General features: G+C 64.3%; 6 protein-coding genes. 4 read left to right on the top strand and 2 right to left on the bottom strand.

The window, feature by feature from the left end; translation table 11 throughout:
* The coding region (locus B3873_RS24040; protein ID WP_286869467.1) for a methyl-accepting chemotaxis protein at positions 1-418 on the top strand (418 nt) is incomplete at its 5' end.
* A 66-nt stretch (positions 419-484) separates the two neighbouring features.
* On the opposite strand, the gene B3873_RS24035 is transcribed toward B3873_RS24040, so the two are convergent.
* The gene (locus tag B3873_RS24035) at positions 485-2,116 is read right to left on the bottom strand and encodes an NAD(P)/FAD-dependent oxidoreductase (RefSeq protein ID WP_286869465.1); all 1,632 of its coding nucleotides are present in this window, start codon (positions 2,114-2,116) and stop codon (positions 485-487) included.
* Positions 2,116-3,627: a polyamine aminopropyltransferase gene (locus tag B3873_RS24030; protein WP_286869464.1), complete on the bottom strand. Its 1,512-nt coding sequence runs from the start codon at positions 3,625-3,627 to the stop codon at positions 2,116-2,118. The genes B3873_RS24035 and B3873_RS24030 overlap by 1 nt, the downstream gene beginning before the upstream one ends.
* A 54-nt stretch (positions 3,628-3,681) precedes the next feature.
* On the opposite strand from B3873_RS24030, the gene B3873_RS24025 reads away from it, so the two are divergent.
* The 3 genes from B3873_RS24025 to B3873_RS24015 all read left to right on the top strand — a co-directional run.
* Positions 3,682-4,068 (top strand): DUF350 domain-containing protein, encoded by a 387-nt coding sequence (locus B3873_RS24025; RefSeq protein ID WP_039785084.1) that lies wholly within the window; start codon positions 3,682-3,684, stop codon positions 4,066-4,068.
* A gap of 39 nt (positions 4,069-4,107) precedes the next feature.
* On the top strand, positions 4,108-5,145 hold the full coding sequence (locus tag B3873_RS24020) for an SPFH domain-containing protein (RefSeq protein ID WP_034335119.1): 1,038 nt from the start codon (positions 4,108-4,110) through the stop codon (positions 5,143-5,145).
* Between the two features lie 77 nt (positions 5,146-5,222).
* The coding region (locus B3873_RS24015) for a DUF4178 domain-containing protein (RefSeq protein ID WP_286869461.1) at positions 5,223-6,182 on the top strand (960 nt) is incomplete at its 3' end.

Here is a 6,182-nt window from a genome sequence, read left to right as displayed (position 1 = left end):
GGAAGTGCGCTCACTGGCCCAGCGCTCGGCCGGTGCGGCCAAGGAGATCAAGGAACTGATCAACGATTCGGTGGAGAAGGTCGGCGACGGCAGCCGCCTGGTCGAGCAGGCCGGCGTCACCATGCAGGAAGTGGTCAGCAGCGTGCGCCACGTGACCGACATCGTGGCCGAGATCAGCGCCGCCAGCGCCGAGCAGACCAGTGGCATCGAGCAGATCAACCTGGCCATCACGCAGATGGACCAGGTAACCCAGCAGAATGCAGCGCTGGTCGAGCAGGCTGCGGCCGCAGCGGCTTCGATGCAGAACCAGGCGGGACGGCTGGCGCAGATGGTCAGCGTGTTCCGGATCAATGAGGGCGAGACGCTGGTGCGGCGCGAGATCGACGTCACGCCGGCCGGCCCGACGCTGCCGCACTGAGTGGCTGCGGACCCATGACAAACGGCCCCTCGCGGGCCGTTTGTCATTCCAGCGACGGCTGCAGCCTCAGGTCTTCAGCGCTTTGAGGGCGGCCTGATAGCCCCACCAGCTGGCTTCTTCAAACAGCGAAAAACCGGACAGGTCGGCATGCGCGAAGAGGATCTTGCCGTCTGCCTGCTGCAATTTTCTCAGTCCCGCATTGCTGCGGAAACCGGGCGTGGGGATCGCCATCGCATGTGCCCGCAGCGTAATATCCACGCGCTCCACCGCAGCACCGAATTGCCAGCCATATGCCTGCTGCAAGTCTTCCATGGCCAGTGCCAGCAACTGGGCCGGCGTGGCCTGGTCCATCCAGCGCCGGGCCTGATCCGGGGCCAGATGCGTCAGCGCCACATAGGAGGTGAACACCGTCTGTTGCGGCGGATGGACGCGGATATCCTGATGGGTCGAAACGACATAGCCCAGGCCCGGTTCACGCTGGACCACGTTATCCCAGGACAGCGGTGCCTCGGGTTTTTCCTTGGGGAAGCGCTTGAGCAGGAAGTTGGCCACCAGCCACGGCGCGCGGGCCGGCAGGTGTTGCGCGGGATCGAAGCCCAGCGTGGCCATGGCCGGTGTGATGCGCGCCGCGACGAACAGCGGCATGGCGCAGACGGCCTTGCGCGCGCGCAGCAGGAAGCTGGTGGCCTGGCCATCGCGCAGGACCATGCAAAGCGCTTCGATTCCACGCGAAGTTTCTTGCAGCTGCAGCACCGTGCCGGGGCGGCGGCGCGGGCCGATGCGGCGCGCCAGTCCCTCGGCCAGCGGCTGCAAGCCCCCCGGCCAGGTCAGCCAGGCGCCGTCGGCGGCATTGGCCGCCTGGCCGCTGCGGCTGCAGAAATAATGCAGGCCGGCCCAGGCCGAGACTTGGTCGTAGCGTGCGCCGTAGTCGTCACGGCAACCGTAGTTGGCCAGCCAGTGCAGGGCAGGGGAGCGATAGCCTTCCTGCTCCAGCCATTGCCGCATGGTGATGCGGTCCAGCGCCAGCCAGCGCGGGTCGTCCGAGGCCTGCGCGGACGGCAGCATGAACGCGCGCCGTCCCCGGGCATCGCGGCTGGCGCGCAGACTGTCCATGCTGCGGTTGAAACGATCCAGCTCTTCCTGTTCGCCCGGCTGCAAGGGCGGCAGCAGGCCTTCGTACCAGTGCCCGTCGACCAGCAGCCGTTCATCCGGTGCGTGCAGCAGATAGCGTTCGTCGTAATAGGGGCGCTCGGCCTGGGCGTCGCGCAGGATCACGCTCAGGTCGGAGAGAATTTCGCGCACGTGCAGGCATTCCTGCGAGGGCAGCGGCAGATAGTGGGCCCCGGTCGGGCAGGCGTATTCACCGGCCTGGCCGTAGCGGGCCCCGGCGGCATTGCCGTCGGCTTCCGGGCCGTCGATCAGGAGGAAATCCTGATGGCCCGAGCGTTCCAGCTTCCAGGCTGCGGTCAGGCCGGCCACTCCCGAGCCGAGGATGGCGATGTCGGTCTCGATGATCTCCGAAGGGACCGGCAGGCGGCCGGGATGCCTGGCCAGATCGCGCAGGAAGTGGCCTTCCGCGCGGCCCGGTGTGCGAATGCCGGGATCGACTTCCCGCCATTTCTGCAGGACGCCACCCGCGCCCAGCGTGGCCGCGCCCGCCGCAACGGCTGCGCCCAGGACGAAGCTGCGCCGCTGCATCAGCGCACCACCTGATGCCAGTCCTGCTCGAAGTAGCGCACCAGCGACTGGTTGTTGAGCCGGTTGGGCTCGACCTCCACACGCGGCATGTCGGGCGGGAAGCGGAACATCTCGGCCGTGGTGGCCCCGTTGAGATAGCGCATCGGCTGCGCATAGGTGGTGGGTGGAACATAATCTCGCTGCGGCGAAGCCAGGATGAAGCCCCATTCACCGAAGGACGGTACGTAGAGGTGATAGGGATAGGTCTTCCATTGCGCCTCGCGCAGCGTGGCGTCGATGGACCAGTAGGCATGCGGGGCGAAATAGGGCGAAGTCGCCTGCACCACGATCAGGCCATTGGCCGAGATGTGCTTCTTGAGCACGCCGTAGAACGGCACCGAGAACAGCTTGCCCAGCGCAAAACTGGAAGGATCGGGGAAGTCGACGATGGCCAGGTCGAAGGTCTGCGTACTGTTCTGCAACCACACGGCGGCATCGGCATTGATGACCTTCACGCGCGGATCGGACAACGCGCCCTTGTTCAGCGCCACCAGTTCCGGACGTTGCCGGAAGGCTTGCGTCATCGCCGGATCGAGATCCACCAGCGTCACCTCCCGGATACCGGGATGGCGCAGGATCTCGCGCAGGGCCAGTCCGTCGCCTCCGCCCAGCACCAGCACTGACCGCGCCCAGGGCAGGGTGGCCAGGGCCGGATGCACCAGGGCTTCGTGATAGCGGTATTCGTCACGTGAAGAAAACTGCAGATTGCCATTGATGTAGAGCCGCAGATCATCCTTCCAGCGGGTGATCACCAGGCGCTGGTAGGGGGTGCTGGTGGAATAGATGACTTCATCGCCGTACATGCCGTGCTCGCCCCATTGCACCAGCCGGTCCGAGGCGGCAAAGCCGGTCCCCAGCAGGAACAGCACCAGGCAGGCCCGCAGCAACTGCCGCTGTGCCTGCTGCAGTTCGGCGCGGAAGACGTAGATGGTCCACAAGCCCACGGCCACGTTGCTCATCCCGAACAGGAAGCCGGTGCGCGTGAGGCCCAGATGCGGCGCCAGTACCAGCGGAAACAGCAGCGACACGGCCAGTGCACCCAGATAGTCGAAGGTCAGCACCGTGCTCACCAGCTCGCGGAAGGCGGTCTGGCGGGCATTGAGGGCGCGCATGACCAGCGGCACTTCCATGCCCACCAGTGCGCCGATCAGGAACACCACGCTGTAGAGCAGGATGCGAAAGGGCGCTGCCGACCACGAGAAGGAGAGAAACAGCAGCGCCGCCGAGAGGCCGCCGATCAGTCCCACCATGATCTCGATGTCCACGAAGCGCGCCAGCACGTCTTCATCCTTGACGTATTTGGAGACATGCGCGCCCACCCCCATGGCAAACAGATAGCAGCCGATGATGGTGGAGAACTGCAGCACCGAGTCCCCCAGCAGGTAGCTCGACAGTGCGCCTGCAATCAGTTCGTAGGCGAGGCCGCACGACGCGACCACGAAAATCGACAACACCAGTATTCTGTTGATCATGAATTTTTTTATGGCTTAATATGCAGGTCTTGATGCCACCACGCGAGAATCGTTTTGCCTGCCATCCTCAACTACGCGCTTCATCTCTTGCTGGCCGCTATTCTATTGGCGGTCTTTTTCAAGGTATATACCTGGGTCACTCCTTATGATGAAGTCTTGTTGATCCGACAAGGCAACCGTGCTGCGGCGATGTCGCTGGGAGGCGCCATGGGCGGCTTCTCGCTCACCATCGCCTCCTCCATCCTGCATACCAACGATTACCAGCAATTCTTTGCCTGGGCAGCCGGTGCGCTGGTGGTGCAACTGCTGGCTTATCTGGTGACCACGCGCGGACTGCGCATTTCACGCGAACATATCGAAACCGACAATGTCGCCTTCGGTGGCCTGATGGGCACGATCTCGCTGTGCATCGGGGCCATCAATGCGGCCTGCATTTCCTGACCTCTTCGTTGTTCATCCTTCATCCCCCTGGAGTACCGCATGAATCTCGGATCATTCATCAAGAAGCAATTCATCGATGTCCTGCAATGGAATGAGGACCAGGAAGGCGTGCTGGCCTGGCGCTATCCGATGCAGGATTTTGAAATCCAGAATGGTGCCACCCTGACAGTGCGCGAGTCGCAGCTCGCTGTCTTCGTCAACGAAGGGCAGGTGGCCGATATCTTCACCCCCGGCAATTACACGCTCACCACCCGCACCCTGCCGGTGCTGACCAACCTGAAGAATTGGGACAAGCTGTTCGAGTCTCCCTTCAAGTCGGATGTCTATTTCTTCAGTACCCGCCTGCAGACCGGTCGCAAGTGGGGCACGCCGCAGCCGATCACGATCCGCGACAAGGATTTCGACATGATCCGCGTGCGTGCCTTTGGCATGTACTCGTATGCACTGTCGGATCCGCGCGTGTTCTTCTCGCGCATCAGTGGCACCCGCGAGGTGTACACCCGGGAGGACTTTGAAGACCAGCTGCAGGGCATCCTGCTCTCCACGCTGGCCAATTCCCTGGGCAATGCGCAGAGCGCCTTCCTTGATCTGGCGGCCAACCAGACCCTCATGGCCAACACCGTGCGCGATGCCATGGCCCTGAGTTTTGCGCAATACGGCCTGACGCTGGACCAGTTCAACATCGCCAGCTTCAATCTGCCGGATGACCTGCAAGTGGCGCTGGACCAGCGCATCGCGGCCGGCATGAAGGGCGGCCTGGATGCCGCCAAGGCCGCCGGTTATGCGCGCGTGCAGGCGGCCGAGGCAATTCCGATTGCGGCCGGCAATGAAGGTGGCCTGGCAGGACTGGGGGCTGGATTGGCCACGGGCGTCTCGATGGGGCAGGTCATGGCCGATGCCCTGGGGACTGGCGCAGCGGGCGCTCAGGGCCACGCGGCCGCGGCTCCTGCGGCCGCCGCCGGCCCGACACCCGCGGAGCGGCTGGGCCAGTTGAAGCAGTTGCTGGATCAAGGCCTGATCAGCGCCGCCGATTACGATGCCGCCAAAGCCGAGGTCCTGAAGAAACTGATCGGCTGAAGGTGCGCCTGCATTTTCCCCACATGCTTCCCGCCGGCAGGCGGGCCTGCGCCTGCCGGCGCTTCTCTGGTTGACTCATGCAGACAGCAAGCTGCCCCAATTGCGGGGCACCCACTGAATTCAAGTCGCTGGCCTCGGTCATGGCGGTGTGCAGCTATTGCCGCACCACCGTCTACAAGGACGGCTCGGCTGCCCACACGCTGGGGCAGGTCTCCGAGGTGCTCGACGATTATTCGCCCATCCAGATCGGCACCAGCGGATTCATCGAGGGCCAGGCGTTCACCGTGGTCGGACGCATCCAGCTGCAATATGACGGCGGCTTGTGGAACGAATGGGCCCTGCAGGTCGGCGACGGCCAGCAGGAATGGTGGCTCTCGGATGCCTCCGGGCTCTATACGGTGACCCGGCGGACCGCCGCCACGCAAACCTGGCCGCGTTTCGACGAACTCAAGCCGCTGACCCGCGTGGAGATCGGCGGCATCCCCCATGTGGTGGGCGATGTGCGGACCGCGCGTTGCACTGGCGGCCAGGGCGAACTGCCGCTGGGGCTGCGCGACGGATGGCAGGCGCGCGTAGCGGACCTGCATGTGGCGGATCGCTTTGTCACGCTGGATTTCTCCGATGAAGAAGTGCCGGTGCTGTACCAGGGCAAGAGCGTCACGCTGGAATCGCTCAAATGTGAATTCCTGCGCGACGACGATACCGTGCGCGCCGGCAGCTATCGTTATCAGGGCAAGCTGGGGTCGATGACCTGCCCCGCATGCGGCACCGCCATTCGCTTCCTGCCGCGCCAGACCGAACACCTGGTGTGCCAGTCCTGTCACAGCCAGATCGCACTGACCGGCGTCAAGGCCGAGGTGGTGGCCGCACAAGAGAAGATCGCGGCGGCCGCGCTGACGCTGGAACTGGGTACGCAGGCCACCATTGCCGGTGCCAGGTTCGAAGTCATCGGCGCCATGCGGCGCACCGATGATGACGAGCAGTGGACCGAATACCTGCTGCACAACGAGCGGCGCGGCTTTCTCTGGCTGGTCGAA

It is taken from the genome of Herbaspirillum sp. UBA812 (assembly GCF_002296545.1).
GTDB classification, from domain to species: Bacteria; Pseudomonadota; Gammaproteobacteria; order Burkholderiales; family Burkholderiaceae_D; genus Herbaspirillum; species Herbaspirillum huttiense.
The sequence above is the reverse complement of the archived record's forward strand: the minus strand, read 5'-3'. Positions and strand labels throughout refer to the sequence as shown.